Source organism: Pseudomonas sp. AP19, from assembly GCF_001728855.1.
Classification (GTDB): domain Bacteria; phylum Pseudomonadota; class Gammaproteobacteria; order Pseudomonadales; family Pseudomonadaceae; genus Aquipseudomonas; species Aquipseudomonas fluorescens.
The window spans coordinates 51,221-70,976 of sequence record NZ_LXJP01000028.1 but is presented as its reverse complement, the minus strand read 5'-3'; the positions used below and the strand labels follow the sequence as shown (position 1 = coordinate 70,976).

22 protein-coding genes and 1 pseudogene are annotated in these 19,756 nt (G+C 48.9%); 20 read left to right on the top strand and 3 right to left on the bottom strand.

What is annotated here, in order from left to right; genetic code table 11:
* Positions 1 to 5: 5 nt before the first annotated feature.
* From glgA to A7D21_RS19665, 3 genes and pseudogenes are all read right to left on the bottom strand, one after another.
* Positions 6 to 1,562: a glycogen synthase GlgA gene (gene glgA, locus A7D21_RS19675; protein WP_078828405.1), complete on the bottom strand. Its 1,557-nt coding sequence runs from the start codon at positions 1,560 to 1,562 to the stop codon at positions 6 to 8.
* 433 nt (positions 1,563 to 1,995) lie between these two features.
* Entirely contained in the window at positions 1,996 to 2,949 is a 954-nt protein-coding gene (locus A7D21_RS19670; protein ID WP_069552470.1) for a D-2-hydroxyacid dehydrogenase family protein, read from the bottom strand.
* A 26-nt stretch (positions 2,950 to 2,975) separates the two neighbouring features.
* Positions 2,976 to 3,245 (bottom strand): annotated as a pseudogene (locus A7D21_RS19665) (alpha/beta fold hydrolase); the annotation flags it as partial.
* Positions 3,246 to 3,330: 85 nt separating this feature from the next.
* On the opposite strand from A7D21_RS19665, the gene A7D21_RS19660 reads away from it, so the two are divergent.
* The 20 genes from A7D21_RS19660 to A7D21_RS19575 all read left to right on the top strand — a co-directional run bounded on the left by A7D21_RS19660 (position 3,331) and on the right by A7D21_RS19575 (position 19,394).
* Complete coding sequence (locus tag A7D21_RS19660; protein ID WP_069552468.1) at positions 3,331 to 4,917, top strand: recombinase family protein; 1,587 nt, start codon at positions 3,331 to 3,333, stop codon at positions 4,915 to 4,917.
* 1,077 nt (positions 4,918 to 5,994) lie between these two features.
* Positions 5,995 to 6,942, top strand: a complete 948-nt coding sequence (locus A7D21_RS19655; RefSeq protein WP_069552467.1) for a hypothetical protein — start codon at positions 5,995 to 5,997, stop codon at positions 6,940 to 6,942.
* Between the two features lie 47 nt (positions 6,943 to 6,989).
* Positions 6,990 to 7,826: a hypothetical protein gene (locus tag A7D21_RS19650; RefSeq protein ID WP_069552466.1), complete on the top strand. Its 837-nt coding sequence runs from the start codon at positions 6,990 to 6,992 to the stop codon at positions 7,824 to 7,826.
* 11 nt (positions 7,827 to 7,837) lie between these two features.
* Complete coding sequence (locus A7D21_RS19645) at positions 7,838 to 8,233, top strand: hypothetical protein (protein WP_069552465.1); 396 nt, start codon at positions 7,838 to 7,840, stop codon at positions 8,231 to 8,233.
* A gap of 13 nt (positions 8,234 to 8,246) precedes the next feature.
* A complete protein-coding gene (locus A7D21_RS19640) occupies positions 8,247 to 8,684 on the top strand; it encodes a hypothetical protein (protein WP_069552464.1) in 438 nt (145 codons plus the stop codon).
* Positions 8,685 to 8,719: 35 nt separating this feature from the next.
* On the top strand, positions 8,720 to 9,169 hold the full coding sequence (locus A7D21_RS19635) for a hypothetical protein (protein WP_069552463.1): 450 nt from the start codon (positions 8,720 to 8,722) through the stop codon (positions 9,167 to 9,169).
* A 3-nt stretch (positions 9,170 to 9,172) separates the two neighbouring features.
* Positions 9,173 to 9,451: a hypothetical protein gene (locus A7D21_RS19630; protein WP_069552462.1), complete on the top strand. Its 279-nt coding sequence runs from the start codon at positions 9,173 to 9,175 to the stop codon at positions 9,449 to 9,451.
* A 120-nt stretch (positions 9,452 to 9,571) separates the two neighbouring features.
* A complete protein-coding gene (locus tag A7D21_RS19625) occupies positions 9,572 to 10,366 on the top strand; it encodes a phage baseplate protein (RefSeq protein WP_069552461.1) in 795 nt (264 codons plus the stop codon).
* Between the two features lie 403 nt (positions 10,367 to 10,769).
* Positions 10,770 to 12,110, top strand: a complete 1,341-nt coding sequence (locus A7D21_RS19620) for a hypothetical protein (protein WP_069552460.1) — start codon at positions 10,770 to 10,772, stop codon at positions 12,108 to 12,110.
* Positions 12,111 to 13,509: 1,399 nt separating this feature from the next.
* Positions 13,510 to 13,815, top strand: a complete 306-nt coding sequence (locus tag A7D21_RS35440; protein WP_141718249.1) for a hypothetical protein — start codon at positions 13,510 to 13,512, stop codon at positions 13,813 to 13,815.
* A gap of 97 nt (positions 13,816 to 13,912) precedes the next feature.
* A complete protein-coding gene (locus A7D21_RS19615; protein ID WP_069552459.1) occupies positions 13,913 to 14,116 on the top strand; it encodes a hypothetical protein in 204 nt (67 codons plus the stop codon).
* Positions 14,116 to 14,382, top strand: coding sequence for a hypothetical protein (locus A7D21_RS19610; protein ID WP_069552458.1), 267 nt, complete (start codon positions 14,116 to 14,118; stop codon positions 14,380 to 14,382). Before A7D21_RS19615 ends, A7D21_RS19610 begins: the two co-directional genes overlap by 1 nt.
* A gap of 34 nt (positions 14,383 to 14,416) precedes the next feature.
* Positions 14,417 to 14,974 (top strand): hypothetical protein, encoded by a 558-nt coding sequence (locus A7D21_RS19605; RefSeq protein WP_069552457.1) that lies wholly within the window; start codon positions 14,417 to 14,419, stop codon positions 14,972 to 14,974.
* On the top strand, positions 14,974 to 15,150 hold the full coding sequence (locus A7D21_RS35840) for a hypothetical protein (protein WP_171902622.1): 177 nt from the start codon (positions 14,974 to 14,976) through the stop codon (positions 15,148 to 15,150). Before A7D21_RS19605 ends, A7D21_RS35840 begins: the two co-directional genes overlap by 1 nt.
* Positions 15,150 to 15,392, top strand: coding sequence for a hypothetical protein (locus A7D21_RS19600; RefSeq protein ID WP_069552456.1), 243 nt, complete (start codon positions 15,150 to 15,152; stop codon positions 15,390 to 15,392). Before A7D21_RS35840 ends, A7D21_RS19600 begins: the two co-directional genes overlap by 1 nt.
* Complete coding sequence (locus A7D21_RS19595; RefSeq protein ID WP_069552455.1) at positions 15,392 to 15,697, top strand: hypothetical protein; 306 nt, start codon at positions 15,392 to 15,394, stop codon at positions 15,695 to 15,697. Before A7D21_RS19600 ends, A7D21_RS19595 begins: the two co-directional genes overlap by 1 nt.
* 130 nt (positions 15,698 to 15,827) lie before the next feature.
* Complete coding sequence (locus A7D21_RS19590; protein ID WP_069552454.1) at positions 15,828 to 16,211, top strand: hypothetical protein; 384 nt, start codon at positions 15,828 to 15,830, stop codon at positions 16,209 to 16,211.
* Positions 16,212 to 16,232: 21 nt separating this feature from the next.
* On the top strand, positions 16,233 to 16,571 hold the full coding sequence (locus A7D21_RS19585) for a hypothetical protein (RefSeq protein ID WP_069552453.1): 339 nt from the start codon (positions 16,233 to 16,235) through the stop codon (positions 16,569 to 16,571).
* An 84-nt stretch (positions 16,572 to 16,655) separates the two neighbouring features.
* Entirely contained in the window at positions 16,656 to 17,072 is a 417-nt protein-coding gene (locus A7D21_RS19580) for a hypothetical protein (protein ID WP_069552452.1), read from the top strand.
* 3 nt (positions 17,073 to 17,075) lie between these two features.
* On the top strand, positions 17,076 to 19,394 hold the full coding sequence (locus tag A7D21_RS19575; RefSeq protein WP_069552451.1) for a hypothetical protein: 2,319 nt from the start codon (positions 17,076 to 17,078) through the stop codon (positions 19,392 to 19,394).
* Positions 19,395 to 19,756: the final 362 nt, after the last annotated feature.

Sequence of the window (19,756 nt, the reverse complement as noted above, 5' to 3'; positions counted from 1 at the left end):
CTTGATTATTTAGCCGATTTCCCCAGCGCCTTGGCGACAAGCTGTTCGTACAGTTCGGCGTAGGGTTCTACCGCCTGGCACCAGTTGAAAGGTTGAGTCATGGCGCGGCTGCGCATGGCATTGAGCAGGCCTTTGTTGGCAAATACCCTGAACGCGCGGCTCAACGCTTCTTCGTAGCTCTGCGCCGTGGATTCATTGAACAGGAACCCGGTGACGCCATTCTCGATGGTGTCTGCCAGGCCGCCGGTATTGCGCGCCACCGGCAATGAGCCGAAGCGTTGCGCGTACATCTGGCTCAGGCCGCACGGTTCATAGCGCGACGGCATCAGCAGGAAGTCGCTGCCGGCAAACATGCGCCGTGCATCGGTTTCGTTGAAGCCAATACGCACGCCGACCTGGCCGGGGAAGCGCAAGGCCAGTTCGCGCATGGCTTGCTCTTCTTCCGGTTCGCCGCGGCCGATAATCGCGATTTGGCCACCGTTCTCGACAATAAAGCTGCTGACCGCTTCGGTGAGGTCCAGGCCTTTTTGATACACCAGGCGTGAGACCACGGCGAACAGTGGACCGGTAGAGTCGGCCAGGCCGAACAGTTCACGCACGTGGGCGGCGTTAATGCCTTTGCCTGCCCAGTCACCGATATTGAAGTTATGGGTCAGGTGCGTGTCGGTCGAGGTTTCCCAGCTTTCATCGATACCATTGGGAATGCCACTGAGCAGACCTTGCTGGGTCTTGCTGGCCAGGAAACCATCCAGGCCACAGCCGAATTCCGGGGTGGTGATTTCCTGGGCGTAAGTCGCGCTCACCGTGGTGATGTGGCTGGAGTACGCCATGCCCGCCTTGAGGAATGACATTTTGCCGTAGAACTCCATGCCTTCCTGTTGCAGGGCATGCGGCGGAATACCCAGCTCAGGCGTGGAGGCCAGGCTGACCACACCTTGATAGGCGAGGTTGTGAATGGTGAACAGGGTTGGCGTACGCGACCCGCGCCAGTGCATATAGGCGGGCGCCAGCCCGGCAGGCCAGTCGTGGGCATGCACCAGGTCAGGGCACCAGTGGATCTGCGCCAGGTTGGCGGCGATGTCAGCGGCGGCCAGGCCCAGGCGGGCGAAGCGGATATGGTTGTCCGGCCAGTCACGGCCGTTATTGGCGCCGTAGGGCGTACCTTCACGCTCATAGAGCTCAGGGCAGATCAACACGTAGATGACCAGACCGTCCTTGAGGTCCATGCGCCCGATCTTGCAGGGCGGCAGCGCCGCGTGGCCGCCCAGCTCGCCAATGATATGGATCGGGTTGTCGCTTTCCATTACCTGCGGATAGCCCGGAATCAATACCCGCACATCATGCAAGTGGGCCATGGCGCGGGGCAGGGCGGCGGACACGTCGCCCAGGCCGCCGGTTTTCACCAGGTCGGCAAATTCCGAGGTCACAAACAGGACTTTCTTGCGATTAGGGTTCTGACTCACGATCGGCCGCACAGTATTGGGCAGGTCGGCCAACGTAGTCGGTCCCCCTGCCACCTGACTAAAACGCTCTCCCTGAGTATCTACAGCGGCACTGATCATAGTTCTCTCCCACATATTTGGTCGGCTAATGGCCCGCTGCCATCGGCTCCGATTGGCCACATCCTGCGGCCAGGCGCACAAGCACTGTACAAACTGGCAAGGCGTATGCCAGTTGCACTGATTGCTAAAAAAGATTGGATGGACGGGCATTTGGCGTGAGCCGCGTGCACTCGCCTCCCTTAAAAACTGGACCTACGGCAGAGTTGGAAAGTTTCGATTTTTTGCGGGGTTTTTGTTTTGGAACGGACCCATCGGTCATGAGTCTAGGCCAGATCCAAGAAGCTGTACGGTTTATGTGGGAATTTTGTAGGACAAAAAACTTGTAACGATAGGCAAGTTTGCCAGCCTGCGCTGATTCAGGGGCTCAGCGCGATGGGTGTGGAGAGGAGCAAGGGCCCTCTCCATAGGGGTGCGTATGCACCTGATTGGTGCGTCAGCCCAGCACGCGAATGGGCGCGCCTTTTGCCCACGCCTGAATATCCTCGATCATCTGCTGATAGAACTGCCGATAATTCTGCTCGCTTACATACCCGACATGGGGCGTCGCCAGCACATTCGGCAAGCGCCGGAACGGATGCTCGGCCGGTAGCGGCTCTTCGCCATATACGTCCAGTGCGGCCCCTGCCAATCGACCGGCTTGCAGCGCCTGCACCAGCGCCTGTTCATCCACAATCGGCCCGCGCGCTGTATTCACCAGGCGCGCGCTCGGTTTCATCCAGCTCAATGCCAGGGCATCCACCAGGCCACGGCTGCGGTCGCTGAGTACCAGGTGCACGGTGAGGATATCCGCCTGCTCAAACAGTTCACGCTTGCTGACCCAGGTCACGCCTGACTCGGCTGCACGTTCAGGGGTGAGGTTTTCACTCCAGGCAATCACCCGCATGCCAAATACCTGGGCAAATTTCGCGACCTTCTGGCCAATGCTGCCCAGCCCGAGCACGCCCAGGGTTTTGCCATACAGATCACCCCCAAGGCCAACCTGCCATCCACCCTCTCGTAGCGAGTTGGCTTCGGCCAGCAGGTTGCGGGTAGAGGCCATGATCAACGCCCAGGTCAGTTCCGGGGCCGCGTGTTTATAGCTATCAGTGCCGCAGACCTGGATACCCAGGGCCTTAGCGGCAGGGATGTCGATGGCGGCGTTGCGCATGCCGCCAGTCACCAGTAATTGCAGATTCGGCAGGCCTTGCAGCAGGGCCTTATCGAAGGTGGAGCGCTCGCGCATGACGCAAATTACCTCGAACCCCTTCAAACGCTCGACCATCGTGGCGGTATCCGCCGGGTAGTCGTGAAGAAAATGCACGTCGCCGACGGGCGCCAGCAGCGACCAATCCACCACGCCACTGGCCACATTTTGCCAATCATCAATGACTGCGATCTGTACCGACATTCACGAGTGCCTCGAAAAAGGTTGGATTAAAGGGCATTCAAGCCCTGTAACAGCGCTTGGTGAAACCGCGCCGGTTCTTCCATCTGTGGCGCATGCCCCAGGCCGGGGAATTCCACCAGGGTGGCGTGGGGGATCAGTTTGGCCACCTGTTTGCCGAGCACGTCATAGTGACCGAGCCTGGCCTTGACCGCAGGCGGTGCGATATCGCTGCCGATGGCGGTGGTGTCGGCCGTGCCGATCAGCAGCAGGGTGGGCATCTGCAAATCCTTGAACTCGTAGTACACCGGCTGGGTCCAGCATTACGCAATGTGGGGTTCTACTCCACACCAGTGGTAGAATGGCCCCCAGAGGCCACAAGCCCCAGTAAACACGGTGGTTAAAGTGAACAACGCATACTCCTACATCCGCTTCAGTACCGGCAAGCAGCAAAAGGGCAGCAGCCTTGAGCGACAGCAAGCCATGCTAGACCGTTGGGCCGAAGCCAACCCAACCTTCACCCTAAACCGTGAGCTGTCCTTTAAAGACTTGGGTATCTCTGGCCGTAGCGGCAGACACCTTAAAAGTGGTTTCGGCAAACTCCTAGAAGCGATTGAGCAAGGCGCTATCAGTGCTGGTGACGTTGTGTTGGTTGAGGCTATCGACCGTGCAGGACGTATGGAGCCGGGCATTATGTCGGGTGTGCTGATTAACATCTTGAATGCTGGTGTGTCGCTTGTGACGCTTGATGACAATCAGGTGTACACACAAGAGTCTTTGAGGGGCGGCAGCTTCTACATTCTCGTTGGTAAGGTGCAGGCTGCCTTTAACTACTCTGAAACTCTCAGTGTCCGTATGAAAGCCAGTTACAAGAGCCGTAACACACTGGCATTGGCAGGAGTCACACCTAAGCGTCACACGCCTGTGTGGTTAACCTCAGAAGGTGAGTTGATTCCTGAGATTGCCCCGTTGGTTAAACAGGCATTTGAAGACTACGCCAGCGGCCTTGGAGAACGTCGCATCTTTGAGCGAATCTTTGAAGGCAATACAAATCCTCTGTTGGCACGTATGGCCCCCAGCACTGTCAAACGTTGGATGACAAACCGCACTGTGTTAGGTGAGTGGCAGGGCATCCCAGATGTGTATCCAGTGGTTGTGGAGCCTGAGCTGTTCTATCGTGTGCAAAAGCGTATGGAAGGTAAGTTTTCACCACGTACCGCACCAATCAAACACAAATATACAGGATTGGTTGTGTGTGGTGAATGTGGTAAGAACTTCAACACAAAGAGTTATAGGAAAAGGACAAAGGGAGCTATTCCACCTCCTGTGATGGAATGTTCAAGCCGTGCCCGTAGAGGTTCCACAGCGTGTTCTAACAGCAAGGGTATTCCAGAGAGTGTGATTGCCTACGCTTTCCAATTGTCGTGCTGGAAACACATCAAGCACGCTCTAGAAGGGCAGATACTCACAGATAGTCAGAAGCGTGAAGTTGTGATTGATGGTGAGTTGAAAGATTTGAGTGTGAAGATTACGAAAGTGGCAAGGGCTGTTGCTGAGGTTGATGACGTAGAAGAGTTGATTGTGTCATTGAATGAGCTGAAGGCACAAAGACGTTCCTTGGAGTCTGAAAAGAAGTCATTGCAACACCGTAGTGTGACTGTGAAAGATCAGATAACTAACATGACAGACATCATGTTAGACCCGCTCAAGGCCAACGCTTTGCTTCAGTCGGTTGGGTACAAGATTGTTTGCAATGTCAACAAGACGATTGATACGTCTGCCGGGACATTCATCTATGAGGGTTGGGGGCGGTCTGAGGACGTGCATAAGGTGGTCAACCCACAAGGCCAGATGTTGAAGCTGCCAGTTGTTAGACAGGAGCCTAGAAAAACTGCCAAGAAGAGCGAGCCAATAGACGTAATGTCAGGACTCGCCGGGAAGCTCGAAAGGGTGAAGCTGGTAAACTTCAAAGGTGTGGCTCCAAGCTCCTGAGAAGTCATCAGAGGCGTTTTAAGCCTTTTGGAATACCAGCTTTAGGCTTTCACATTCTCAAGTCATACAGCCCCTCCATGTGGCTTTTTGCGTTATGGCTTCTATTGGGCTGTATAGGGGTTTGTGTGAGCTTGCTAGTACGTCTGCTTGCCTAAGACAGTTAAAGCGCCCTATACGCGCTCTCAGGAGCTTGCAGGTCTACACAGGCAACACATATGCACTCTATGAAGCATTGCACACAGAATATTGCGAAGTGTGTGTAAATTGTCTTGACACAAACCCCGGTCAACCCATACACTGAGTGTAGCGAAGTGATACGCTCCCACAGGAAGGGCGGCTGTTGATCTTAACGTCTTCTGCACCAGCACTGCTTTGTATGACACACAGCTAACACATAACAATGTCTACACAGAAAAAAGCTTCTGCTTTTGATCTTGCTTCTATATGTCAGGATGACAAAGAGTTATCCTCTTACTGATAACCCCATATTCAAACCATCTGACCTAGCGGTCTGGTGCGTACCTTGTTTCACACTCTTGACAATGGCTGCTATCCCTCCTTCTCTGTGGTTGTTGCCTTGAGTGTGTAAAAAATCTAACACTAATACAGTGAGACAGATTCCAATGTTGTGGAAACCATGAAGCCACATTGCTCACGCTCTGGGGCTTTATTTTTGTCAATTTGTCACATAAGTGTGTTGACATGTCTTGTGTAAATGTGATAACCGTGTTATACTGGTGTACACATTAGGTAGAAGTATTTGTTGCTGGATTCACTGGTTGTGTTGCATTGGGCAAGTGCGTTTGAAAGGGCCACCACAGCGTGGCCTTTTTCATGCCTGATGATTAATACCGTTAACCTAAGTGTCACAACTATCTATTTCAAAGGAACATTCAGAATGACTATCACCGAACGTAAGTGCAAACACTGTGGGTGCACCATGCCATGCAAGACAGTCCGTAAGGTTTTCTGTACTGGTAAGTCCTGCCGCACCAACCACCACAACCACAAGGCTCTGATTATGTCCGTTCAAACAATCGTGCAAGCCCTACGCCCACAACATCAAGGAACCCAACTATGGCGACAACTACAAACACCGATCCCCAGCTAACCCGCAAGTCTGAAAGGCTTTACACATTAACTGTTGGTGACTACAACAAAGGCCAAGGAATCGAGATTGAAGGTTCTGGTTATGGCTCTGATTCTCTCCGTATCACATTCGACGTTAGCAAAACCTCTGACCACAAGAACAACAATGGCAACTCTGCCTCCATCGAAATCTACAACCTAAACCCTGAGCAAGAAAGACTTCTTGATAGTCACTATCTAGAAGTGTCTCTGTCTGTCGGCTACAGGAATGAAGAGGGCCGCAAGCTTCTTGTAAGTGGCAACGTCACTGAGCAATCCACTATCAAGCGTGGAGCAGACACAATCACACAACTGATTGTTGGTGACGGATATGTCAACCTCACAAAAGCCCGTCTTAGTGCAATCGTCAGTAATGGTCAGACGGTAGAAGACGTTCTGCGCACAATCGCAGACAATATGCCCGGTGTATCCCGTGGCTCTATTGTGGGTACAAACCTTAATAGCCCAGTTGTGCAAGGCTGGCGTTTGTCCGGTACTCCCAAGGAAGTGTTGGATAAACTGACAAAGGCTTATGGTCTTGAGTATCACGTCTCTAATAACGTCCTGACAGTAACAGATGTAAATGGGCCGGATACTAAGTCTACAGTGCTGTGTCCAGTTATCTCTTCTGAAACAGGGATGATTGAAACCCCATTCAGAACGCAGAAACAAACCAAGCTACCCAAGAAAGACAAGCGTATTAGATACGGCTTGCAGTTCAAGGTGCTGCTAGATGCTGCTCTTCTGCCAAGTACCGTTGTGAAACTGGAATCCGACAATATCAATGGATTCTACAGAATCGACAGCGTGCGTTTTAATGGTGACACTCGCGGCAATGATTGGTATGCAGAATGTCAATGCTCTGAGATGAATAGCAGTGATATCACTGTCCTTTAACAACCCACCAAATAGCTTGCCCAAGCTACAACAAAACAGGAGGCTTTATGCCAATCAGTACAAAGAAGTTCGTCAATGACGGTAAGACCTACAAAATTAAGCATCACCCAGCAACAGAGGGTTGCGAGCTAATCGAAAACTACGCTACAGCAATCAGTGCGTTCATCCTCATCATGCGGGAGGGTACATACTCTCTCAGGCACAGAGGGCTTTTCCCATTCTCTGCAACTATTAACTGTCAACTCCTAGCATTGCTTATGTTCATGGGTCGTGTTGCAAACAATAGTGCACCATTTCAAGTATACGAACCTCCAAGCTTTGTCCCTGTAGGGAAGGAGCTTACAGTTAGAGAAGTGTTGGCAGGTAAGACGCTGGAAGACAGAGAAGAGGTTCAAGAGATTGCAGAAACTCGCATTCAAGCCCCAGCGAGTTACGCTATTGATTACAAGGCTACAGACAAGCAAGAGGCAGCTACAGATTATGAAGCTGTGTTTGGTGAGTTCTTCAAGTACATCACCTTAGATGATAAGCCCCTTGATATCACCACTCTTACAATGACTGAGATTACCCAGATGCTTTACGCCTTTGTTGAACACAACGTTGCACCAGTGTGGGGCGTAGTTCGTTTCTCTCTTCCTGAGAACTACGACAGCGGCGGTATTGCTCCACCAAGGTCTATGGAAAGGTCGGCAGCAGGTTTCAGCCAACCACACATCATTTACAGCATCTTGCGTAGTGAAACACCGCTAGCCACATATTCAGAGCTTGCAACTGTGCTAAACATTGCTGACGCCTACAACGCTAACGAGATTGCCATTAAGCAATACTTTGATTCTTGCGAGATGCACAAAGAGTCTGTGCGACAGGCTAAGAAGAACCAATAACAGGAGGCCCAATGCCAACAATCAAAAGACACATTGAGACTCTTCAGAAAGAAGGGTTTCACTCTGTAGTTTACGAGTTGAAAGGTCGTATTGACTTAAAGCGTCTTGGACGACACTTCAATATGATGCTCAAGCGTAGACACCCTGACGTAACCAACTATCACTTCTTCTGGTTTCGCACCAAAGAGAGTGTGATTGTTTCTTACGTCGGTAACATGTTTCTTGTAGGCGCTGTGGAAGACTTCATGAACAAAGCTATTCAAATCGGCATTGCTGGCACTGCTGATGAAGTCTTCTCTGGCCGTGACAAGGGGCTATTCATGGGCAAACTTAAACAATGCCTTAACCACTTCAGTCCTAAACCCTCCACACGTTCCTATGGGGGTAGCCAGTTAGGGCCAATCTAATAGGAATCTATAGATGGATGAAAAACAATCCCCGCTCCAATGTCCAATGACATATCTGCACGGCCTCATCATGGCAACGCTTCTGGTTCTTGGAATTGTCTTCATTCCCCAGTTCATAACGACTGGAAGAGTGGAGCAATACCAGTTCGATAATATCACTGTGCAGAAGGAACTTGTAGACAAAAGCTTGATGCCAATCAAGACGGACATTGCCGGCCTTAGAATCAGGACAGAAGAATCTGAAGACCGTATTAATCTTCAGCTCCAAGAAACTGACAGAGTGACACGTAAGCTTGAAGACTTGATGTTCAAAGCTGATTCAAAGGAAATGATGAAGCTAGTGAGAGACAGAGCCGCTGAGGCTCATAAAAACCTTGGAGTTAATGTTCAACAGACAGCCAACCCCATTATCAATGTGTCCCCAACATACAACAACAATCAAGGGAAGTGACACAGCAACAACCCCCACAACAACGAGAGAGATTAATGATTACGACAACACTTAATCTCAGAGGGTTCGACAATCTGGCCAGACGCCTGAAAACGCTGGCCGCTACAAAGGTTAAAGTAGGATTCTTTGAGGAAGACAGATATGACGATGGTATGCCAGTTGCTCAAGTGGCGGCATACAATGAGTTTGGAACACGCTTTCACCCTGAACGCCCGTTCATGCGTGAAACACTTGACGATAAGCAGACACGCAAAAAGCTGCTTAAAGGACTCATGGCAGCAGCTCGGGCCACGATCCACGGCACAGGCAATGCACGCCGCATCCTTGCCACCCTAGGTAAGATCGTTGCTGAAGAAATCAAGATTACGATTGCCAACTATCCGGGTAGCAACAGTGCCAGAACGATTGCAGCTAAAGGCTTCGACCGTCCGTTGTACGACACAGGCAAGATGCTTGAGAGCGTCAAGTTTAAGTTTGTGGCTTAACGTATGGAAGCAATCACACAAGCTGAAGACCAGCATAACCCGCCAAGCCTACTTGAAAGCGTTCTGAGCCTTCTTGAGCAACACACCCCAGCATTGACACTCCCAGCAAGACAGCGAGCCGCTACAGCCTTTGTACGCTCTCTGGATTGGATGGAAGCTAACCCAGCGTCTTGGGAAGTTAAGCCAGTGCAGCCAATCACCTATATCGACCAACTCGACAAGCCTTTGAAGACTATTGTCCGTGGCCGTGTGGTCGATATCTACAAAGCAGTGACAGTGTAACGCTCTTACACAGCCATACAGCCACTCAAGCTGCAAACGTAACTCAGCATACCAATAACACTACAAAGCCTCTCAATCAGGCTTGTGGCCCTCTGCACGCCCAATATAAGGAACAAACATATGGACGCTTCATTTTCTGGATTCGTCATTCTCACTAAGACATTTGATGCAATCTACTTCGATGCAATCACTCGCATCACAGAGCAATATAGCTCTGCCATCTCCAAGCACCCACTTTCTAACGGCAGTTTGATTACAGACCACACAACAAGAGAGAACCCAAAGTACACCATCAGTGGTGTTCTGTCTGATGCTGACTTCAATATCAACCGACCATCTACCTTGGGTGCAATCCCTGCTTTCTCTTTTGATACGGGCAACCATGTGTCTACTGACGCAAATGGTTTGTACATGCCACGTGACAAGCAGTACAAGAACAACACGCAGGTTGTGACGCCTGTTCAGATTAGCACTGTAGGCTCTATCAACAAGCTTTTGCCTGAAGTGATTGCACAGTTCACAAGGGACACAATCCCTGAAGTTATTCTGACACCTCAAGAGAAGTCTAAGTCTTCTCAAGCTGTGAAACGTCAGCTAATCAGCATGTGGCAAAACTCGGAAGAGTTCCAAGTGATTGAGAAGCTAGGCGGATTGACTGTTGGTGTTTATGGCCCTTGTGTCTTCACTAACGTTGCCTTTGAAGAGAACGCACAAACAGGAGACGGGATTTTCCCTGAACTGGCTTTTGAGCAGGTTGTTTATTCCAACACTCGAAACATTGCTGTAAAAATCAGGAATAACAAAGGCCGTAAGAACGGGAAAATCAAAACCAAAGAAGGTAACGACAACGTTGCTAATGCACCATCCAGCTACGCCGGTAAGAGTGTGTTGGAGTACGTGCCGCCTGACAAATGATAGGAACCCGCTCGGTGTGATGCTGAAGCGGGTTTTTGTTTAACTTTCGCATGTAAGGAAGTGCGAAAATAGTTGTTGCTTTTGTGTTAAATATCTGTCTAAAGGGTTGACATGGGTAGTTTCCGTGTTAACATATACATGTAGGGAAGGATTTATCTAACGCAATGTTAGTACCTCCCACGCAACACCACCAGTTACACACAAGCCCAAACCAAAACACAGCCTTTAGGCTCATCCCTCACAGGAGATACTTCTATGTCCGCAACAATCTGCACTTGCCGCAACTGTGGGACGACTCACGCCAAAGCTAAGCCGAACCCGTTCTGCTCTGCTGACTGCCGCAAACAGTTCAACGCTGCAAAAACCAAATCCCAATTTTCGATCCTGACAGGAGAAAGCAACAATGACCACAGTAACAACCCAAACAGCCGTTAAGAAATCCCCAGCTAAGAAACAAGTACGCTGCAAAGCTACAGGATGCTCTAACAGATTCCGTCCTGCTCACGCCTCTACAATCTACTGCTCTGAAGCGTGCAAATCTCTGAACAAGAATGTCTCCAGAAGAAAAGAGTTCACAATCCCACGCTCTAACCATTTCTTCCTGTTCCTGACAAGAGAAGCCCAACGAGCTGGCACCCTAGCAATCTTTGACACCCTTGTAGGATCGGTTGATAACCTAGTTGACCTGTACAGCGTTGTAAAACTCCGTATGACAGCCAACGTTATGAGTGGCAAGGACAGTTTCCACATCTGTCACGTTGCCCCAACCAAACATGAAACAGTGCTTGGTTTGATGAATGCTGAAAACCTTATTGTTGCTCCTGCCTATCTGAACCGTCGCCACTCCAACACTCACAGCAACAACGCTGGTGTGTTCATGTACCGTACCGATATTCTTCCTAAACTCTACGTTGCTTCTGATGAAGCTGGCGTATTGGATCGTATCTTCGATTTCATTGGTACAGAGACAATCGTTGCCTTCTGCAAGAAAGCTAAGCTTACTGAATCCCGCCGCCAAGCCTCTCTTGCCAAACTTGATAAGCTGGTTGACCGTGCAAACAAGGAACACGATAAGTTTGCAGCCATCCTAGATGACGCCACTTCTAAGACACCTGAAATCATTGCTGCTGTTGAAGCTATTCAAAGCCGTGCAGAGTTCAAACCAATGATGAAAGGGCAGAAGTTGTCTAACTCTGCCATGTTGATTAAAGAGCTTATCCGCCACGCTGAGTTTCGTTGTGAGCTTGAAGAGTTCGCATCCATTGCAAGAGAGTATACACGTGGTGACTTTGCACACATTGGCTTGTCTAGAGATGCACAGAATACTCTGTTCGATCTAATGCACGGCATGGTTTCTGAGAACGATGCAATGGACAACGAGATTGATTGCCTGAAGTTCGAACTACGTGCACCTCTGAGAGCTGCTGAAGCTCGTCAACAAGACACATTGGCACGTAACCAAGAACGTCTTGCTACAAAGGCTCAGGAAGCAGTGCAGCGCCTTGTTGTGGATGCTGAGCAGCATGTCAAGCGTATGACCAGCACTGCAACTTTCCTTGCTAGCTTCGGTGATGAAAACGATTGTGCAGACTTCTGCCCATTGCCAGAAACTGAAGCAGAACGCACTTCCCGCATTGAAGCTCAGATTGTCCGTATGGCTGCTGAAGCTCACGGTTACAACGCTTTCATTGGTGGTGCAAACTTCTGTGACCTGTCTGACCGTGCAGAACATATCTTTGCATAAACCTTGAGGCATACCGCTCTATCTGCTGTGAAATGTTGTCCACTAAAAGTGTACCCCATATGCCCTGTAACCCTCGCCAATCAAGGGTTCCAGCCATTTCAGAGTGTGACAAACTGCACAGAATAACCGCTCTGAAGGTTACACCCACAGCGTGATACAACACCTCAAGTAGTAACCCGTGAACATCGTTCACAGTGGTATTCCCTGACAACCCGCGTTGTCGTCTGTACTCCCTCAAGCAACAAACAATACAAACCACCATCATTAGGCACAAGGCCAAAGGGCACACTGTGAACATCGTTCACAGCAGACAACCCTTTGAGGCTTACTCTCTTTTTGAATGTTATGTTGTTTGTTGTTTGATAGGGTAGTCAGCTTTAAAGTGAATCACATTCAAATGCGATAAGCCTTGAGGCTGCACACGGCAACGTGTGAGCAGTTCTAAACTGTGAGCAGTCCAAGGCTTAGAATAAACATCTCTCGCCCTGTAGAGGGCAGCAGAAAGCCTCACAGCGTGGGTTAACTCTTGAAGTGGCGAGACAACAACACAACAGAAACCGTAACAACCAAACAAGCTTGCTGCTCCCTGTTTCAGATACACAAACAGAAATGGCGGTTGTATTAACGAGTGTGAAAATAGTTGTCAAAAAAGTTGCATAAAGTGACACAAAGTAGTAGACAACTGTCAAAGCTGTGATATAACATAGGTGTAGAGAGGGAAAGTTATAGAGCTTTCTTTTCTGCTACCAAATTCCTGAATACTTTTTGTTTAGTTATCCTCCTTTCTAAACATCTTGTAGCCTCGCTGGCCTCTTCAACCAGTGATGAGCAAATGTGACATAGCCCCACTATGTTACAGCCTCCAAGCCTCCAAGCCTCCAAGCCTCCAAGCCTTCCGGGCGGGTGCTCAAAGCCCGGACATCTTTTGTATTCTCTCGCCTTCTTTTAAACGTTGTTTGGCGAGAGGCAATCGCGAGACGGGGACGTCTTCCAGTAGCTCTAACAGGTGGTTAGCGATGAATAGCCTGTCTTTCCGCAATGCTGACAAAACACAGCATCCTCAAAAACTCTATCAAGTAGTTTATGCGGTAACTTGAACACACATCACAGCGGCCTTGGTGGTTCTTGGCTTAGTGGTGAAAGAGCCGTTTGGTAGTACGGTGTGGCCCACTACCCCTAATTCAGATTCATGTTGATTCGCAATGAGTCAACAAGATAGCACAGGGCAAAACTCAATAAGCAGTGAGCAGCAACTTTTTCACAGCTTCAGGGTAGCTGGTGCGAAACCCTAACTAATTCCTTGTACAGAGCGAAGCAGCCTAAGTGCTGCTTTTCTTTGTGCTCTTATCTTTTACCGTTCCACTCCCGCTCACACCCCAGACATACAAGGACAATCTACATGGCGCACACTACTAAAGTGTGCGGGTGGTGTGGCGAGCTTTACCCTGCACAACGTTCAACATCTCGTTTTTGCAGTAGCTCTTGCCGCTCCCATTCGTACAGACACAACCAAGACCCTGATAAAGAGATTGAGCAAGCCAAGACTTCAATCTTCGAATTCTACAAACAACAAATCTCCAAACTCTCTGATTCTGAAATCCTAGGTGCAGTAGCTGCATTGATTCTAGAAACTCCAGAGGAAAGTAAGAACAGAAAACAATCCATGCTTTACAAGCTGCTTAACAAGGAATCTCAAAATGTCTGACCCAATCACAGTAGGTGTTTTCTGCTTTGCCTTTTTGGCTATTGGCTACTCCCTCGGTGTTCTTCAATGCCACTTCCTGAACAAGAAGGCTTGAGCAATGGAAAACACTTTTGCAATCGGAACACAAACACAGCTTTCTAACGAGATGTGGCGTACAGAGTTTCTTGCCACTCTGGATGAAGGCGACCTAACACATGAGTCTTTCATGTTTATCAAATCTAACCGCTACGCTGGTGACTCTGAAGACGAAATGCTTGAAGAGTATTCCCAGTGGTGCAAAGAACAAGGATACGAATTCTGATGACCGACACACAAACACTGAAGGCTGAAGCCTTAGCCAAGTATGAAGCCCAAGGCAAGTACGAAATCATCTACACCAACTTTCATGTAGATATGTTCCGTAAGTATGACGACCTTGTTAGTAAAGGCTACAAGCGTGCTCCTGATCCTTTCATCACTGCCAGCAATATGAACTGGTCTGTTGTGCAAGTGGTGTATATGGAAAAGCCAGCCAAGCTACAAACAGCAGAACTCAAAGAAATCTATGCGGCCATTGACGCTGCTTAATAACCAAACCAATCGAATACAAGGAAACCAAACAATGACTATCCTATCCATCCGCAAAGCAAACAAAGATGAACTTCAGTCTCTGATTGACTTTGAACTGACTCAATACAAAAGCCGCGTAGCAAAGCATGATGTTGATGACGCCAAGATCAACCGTGACATTGATAACGGGATTGATATCGCTGCTAAAGGCTACACGACACCACGCAAGCTGTTTCTAGGTGCTCTGGAAGAGATTGTTGGAACAACTCTGCAACTGGCCCTTAATGCTGCTCAAGCTCGTATTGACGCTGGTGCAAAGCTCTACACTGGCGGTTCTGATATTGCTAGAACTTTTGGGCTTGGTGCAGTTCTCTACATCGTTAAGCCAGAATCTGAGCAAGCTGAAGATATCAAGACTATCACTAAAGAAGTGAATGAGCAGTACACGGCAGACATTGACGCTCACAACGAGAAAGTGTTTGCACAAGAAGCTGAAGCCTTGAAAGCTGAAGAAGCTGCTATTGCTGCTCAACTACGTGCAGAAGACGAACAGCGTGCACAGGCTGATTTTGATAAGCGTGTACGTGCTCGTATGAAAGGGGCTAAGTAATGGCTAGCTATATCTACATCCAAGAAGTGACAATCAACAAATTCCTTTCCGAAGTCATTGAGCATCTGGCCCACGGCTACACACTGACTGAAGAGTTCCGCTATGTACCTGCAAAAGCTCCAAGCACTATCCCTCTGTTCGCCGTCAAGCTGAATAAGCCGAAGGGGGTTAAGTAATGACTAAACGAGAACTGTGTCAATTGTCTAACCAACTGCACTATGCAATCAAGCTTCTACAAGAACAAGTTAAAGAACTGGATGACAAGATCGAAGCAACGACAGCAGAAGAGTTATGCCTTTCCAAGAAGGTCGAGCAGTTGGAGTCTTCCTTGAAACAAACACAAGACATCGCTAAAGGCCGTGCTGCACAAACAGCAATGCTTGTTAAGGATATTGAAGAATTGAAGGCTGCCAAGTGATGACTGAACAACAATACCGCAAGATGCTTATTGCCAAGCTGTTTGACGCTGATGTTGCTGAAGTGCTCGCCACTTCAGCCATCAACCTAGATGACGCTGGATTCTTTCAGTTCTACAAAGTCCTTGTTGAAGAGCAAGACTATCTGAAAGAGACAGTGCAGAAAGCCAAAGCTTCTAAGGCCAATGCAGTCGCTAAGTCTGTAGCTAAGACAACTGTACATACAGTAACGCTCACACAGGCAGCACCGCAGCTAACATCTGCTGAGCTAACAATGCAGATGCTGCAAGAGAGATACAAGAAGTAATGAGCACTGCCCAATACGAAAACGATGAATGGGGCGCTGCCCCTTCTAAGTCAAAACCAAAACACAAGGACAAAAACCGCTCTCAACGTAGGGACGGTAAACGTCGTTACGAACAAGAGGAAACAGAATAATGTCCAACGCTATGACAGCAGAGCAGCTTCTAAAGTTTGCTGCTCGCATCTACAAACAAATAATCGCCCCACTTGAGAAAGCTTTAACACGTGCCAAAGCGTGTGGCTTTCCAGAAGACCACATCCACCGCCTTGAGCACATGATTGAAGAAGCTAAAACAATCGCTGGCTTTGAGGTGGTTACACTACCAATCAAGAAGAAGAAACCCGGACGCCCAGCCAAAGGCACACCAACTGTGCAAGATGTTTGCCGCAGATTCTTCAATGAACACTGCCCTAAGTTTGTGCCTTTGGTTCCTATTGAGGTGCAAGAAAAGAAGGGTGTTGATGCTTACGGCAAAGTGAAGCCACAAGAAGGGCTGACCTTCAACTTCAGCAAATAAGAGACACAGGAGATTAAGACAATGACAGACGGGCAACACGCACTGATTCTAAAGTATCAAGCCACAACACCATCCAGTTATCACCACATCATCAACCATCTTGTTCTAACCGATCAACTCTACGCTGTACAGATGTTGGTGAGCACACTTGAGCAAGAGGAAGCAAAGAACGCTATATGTAGTGAGGCAGCACGCAAGGTTGCTTATGATCGTAAGTTGATTGTTGACCAACTGGAAACTCTTTCTCGCCAAGCTGACAAGCTGGAACGTGAGTTGTTCTACACCAACATGCAAGCTGAAGGTTTCCGCATCCGCATGGAACAACTACTAGAAGAGAATGCAAAGCTGAAGGCTGTTTGATTACAGCTTTGAGCTTTCCTTTCTTACCCAATTTCAAGAGCTGACATTCCGTGTCGGCTCTTTCTTTATAAAGGACACAAAATAATGACAATGACACGTACACATCAAGCCTACTTCTCTGATCTTGTAGAGAAGCTATTCCGCCAAGGCTTGGAGGCTGCAAACCAACACACTGACGTTGACTACATCCTGTCTCTGATTGACTTCAAAGAATACGGCAAACGCTTTGGTGAAGAAGTGCTGAAACACGCTTCTTACACTGATTTGAAGTATGCAGACAAGGTGTTGAGTGACGAACGTGTAATCCGTTCCACTTACGCTATTGAGCAGGCGCTAGCCTTCATTGCACCAACTGCCGACGATGCTAAAAACATTGAAGTGATGGCCCAGCATCTAACATCTGGTGTGTTGGATTCTGAGACAGCTTTGAATGGTATTGCTGAAGCTGGTGATGCTGTGCAGAGCCGTGCACTTCAATTGATTCATGAACGTAAGGTATAAGTTATGGTCGATGAACAACTAGGAGAATTGCAGGCCAAGATTAGTTTCAAGGTTGACCAAAGAGGATTCCATCAAGCTAAGGCACTGTTGAAACAGTTGGAGGCTCAAGCCAAGGCAACAGGAAAGGCTATCACCGCTGCTTTAAAGAACGCGGGTGCAGGTAGTGCAGGGCAGGCGGCAAAGAACATGGTTGTTGCTCAGAAGGCACGGACACAGGCCGAGCATCTAGCACAGCTACAGAATGCCAAGTTTACTAAGATCAACAACGCCAACCAAGTGGGTGCTCTGAAGACACAGCAACAACAAGTTGCATTGCAAATCAAACAAGCTCAATTGGCAGCAGCAACACAACGTACACAGGCAGCCGCCGCCAAAGCCCAACTACAGCAACACGCTCAAGCCTTGGGACACCAGATTCAACAGTCTCGTCTAGCCAACCTCCAACAACAACACCAAATCCGTGCAGCCCGTGCAGCAGCACAACAGCATGCAGCGGCAAGACGTGCAGCAGGACAGGCGAACACTCCTTCCCACGGTGGCCCACGATCCGCTCACGGCGGTGGCTTGCTTGGTGTAGGTGGTCACGCCATTCACCGTTTTGGTGGTGTTGGTCGTTTCGCTGGTGGCATTACTGGTGGTGCTGAAGGCGCTCTGGGAGGCTTGGAAGGTCTTGCAGGTGGGTTGGGTAGGGCTGCAATGGGATTGGGCGCTGTAGCTGGTTCCGCTGCTCTGGTAGTGGCTGCATTCGCTGCAATCGTTGCCGCATCTACAGGGTTTGCCCGAGCTGCTGAAAGAGCGGCCAACACTCGAAACCAACGCCTTGGGCAGTTCCAAGCTGTGGGTGATAAAACCCCAGAAAATGCTCAGCGTATGAACAACCGTTATGAGAACTTCGCACAAACAGAAGGACTATCTACAAAAGAGACTGGAGCAGACTACGCTAAAATCGTTGGTTCATTGTCTTCTAAAGTTGGAGTTGATAAAGCTGCTGACGCTGCTGAAGGTATTCTCAGATATGGTAAGGCTCAACACTTGTCTAACGAAAACATGTCTAAGATTAGTCTTGGTATGCGTCAAGCCCTTGGTAAAGGTCAACTCTTCTCTGAAGAATGGACAGGCCAAATTGCAGAACACCTTGGGGCACACGCCAACGAGTTTGGTGCTGAGGCTTGGCAGAAAGCATCCGGTGGCAAACTAACTGGTAATGAAGCCTTGAAAGCTTTCGGCAAGGATCGTCAAGACAGAAAGATTAGTGGTGACGCATTTACAAGATTCATGATGGAGCTTGGTAAGACATTGGATCAACACGCCAATGATGGTGGTTTGTTGGATAAAGCCCGCAACACCCAAGATTCTTGGGATAACCGAATTGGCAACCAATACCAAGCAAACATGGCTTCTGCATTCGATAACACTGGCTTGCAATCCACAATGCCTGCCCTGTACAGCAGCCTTGTAGAGTTTCTGAAAGCGATTGAGCCACAGTTTGAAGCTTTGGGCCGTTCTTCTGACACTGTTCTTACGGCTGTCACAGGCATGGTTAAAGGTTTGACCGAGCTTGCCAACTGGTTCAACAACGGTAAGAGCTACTTTGATCCTAAGTTTATGCAAGACTTCAGCTCTGCAATGGATGAGCTGGGGACAAGCCTCACCACTTACTACCACACGATCAAGCAAGCCTTTGGTATTGCTGATGATGTTGGTGTGTTCAAGACTGTAGGTGAAACTCTCATTGGAGTGATTACGGCTGTCGTTGATGCAATCGCTGCATTTGCTGATGCAATCACATTCCTACTACGCAAGGTTCAAGATGGTTTGCACTTTGTTGGTAAGATTGATGATGACAAGTATGACCAGATTGTTAAACAGCGTGAAGTTGACGACAAGCAACGTGCAGACATTGTTGCAAGGCGAGAGCTTGACCGTAATGGCGGTGGCCCTATGGCTAATCCTGCTGGCAATGTTGATCCCACAGCGCCTTGGCGTCTAACTGATGGTAGCGACATTCCAAAGCTTGATACTGTTGTTGCTCCTGACGCTGGCCCCAAAGCCTTCCCTAACATGGTGGGTGCAACTCCAAAGACGCCACTTGTTCAACCTGCTGTAAACGGACAAGCCGCCGCTTCTGCCGTGAATAACAACGTTGTTAACACAATCACACTCAACCAAGCACCAATCACCCTGAACGGTGTTGCTCCTGAAGAAATGAAAGGAGTGCTTGAGGATCATCGTCGAGAAACTGAAAGAACGATGCAGGACATTGTTAACAAGTTGAGTCCAGCAACAGCCGCTGCTACACAGTCCCAAGCAAGAGGCAACTAATGTCACCAGCCCTAGATAACAAAGTTTGGGGTTGGCTTCTTGCAGCTTGTTTCACTGTCCTGATTGGGTGTTGCATCTTAACGGTCAATGCCCACATCACGCTCAATGAGTACCAAACCACAAGAAGCCAAGACATTGCCATGATGAGGCAAGAGATTGTAAGAACGTCTCTTGCTCAATCTGATTCTTTCAGGATGCAGATTAACAACGGCAACGACCAACTCAAGCAGTACATTGACATTCAAGTCCCATTGAAGGCCCGAGACGCTATCTACAGTGTTTCGCCTATTAACATCAATCAAACTGCAAACCCAGCAATCACAACAAGCCCAAACACAACAATCAAATCCAAGTAAACACAG